We start from the raw sequence: 698 nt of genomic DNA on the forward strand, positions 1-698 counted from the left end.
GCACGTGTGTAGCCCAGGTCATAAGGGGCATGATGATTTGACGTCATCCCCACCTTCCTCCGGTTTGTCACCGGCAGTCACCTTAGAGTGCCCAACTGAATGCTGGCAACTAAGATCAAGGGTTGCGCTCGTTGCGGGACTTAACCCAACATCTCACGACACGAGCTGACGACAACCATGCACCACCTGTCACTCTGCCCCCGAAGGGGACGTCCTATCTCTAGGATTGTCAGAGGATGTCAAGACCTGGTAAGGTTCTTCGCGTTGCTTCGAATTAAACCACATGCTCCACCGCTTGTGCGGGCCCCCGTCAATTCCTTTGAGTTTCAGTCTTGCGACCGTACTCCCCAGGCGGAGTGCTTAATGCGTTAGCTGCAGCACTAAGGGGCGGAAACCCCCTAACACTTAGCACTCATCGTTTACGGCGTGGACTACCAGGGTATCTAATCCTGTTCGCTCCCCACGCTTTCGCTCCTCAGCGTCAGTTACAGACCAGAGAGTCGCCTTCGCCACTGGTGTTCCTCCACATCTCTACGCATTTCACCGCTACACGTGGAATTCCACTCTCCTCTTCTGCACTCAAGTTCCCCAGTTTCCAATGACCCTCCCCGGTTGAGCCGGGGGCTTTCACATCAGACTTAAGAAACCGCCTGCGAGCCCTTTACGCCCAATAATTCCGGACAACGCTTGCCACCTAC

1 rRNA gene is annotated in these 698 nt (G+C 54.9%); it reads right to left on the bottom strand.

Features of this window, described 5'->3' with window-relative positions:
- Nucleotides 1-698 (bottom strand): 16S ribosomal RNA (locus SB751_RS28025); the annotation flags it as partial.

The organism is Cupriavidus sp. SIMBA_020 (assembly GCF_046535395.1).
In the GTDB taxonomy this organism is placed as follows: Bacteria; Pseudomonadota; Gammaproteobacteria; order Burkholderiales; family Burkholderiaceae; genus Cupriavidus; species Cupriavidus campinensis.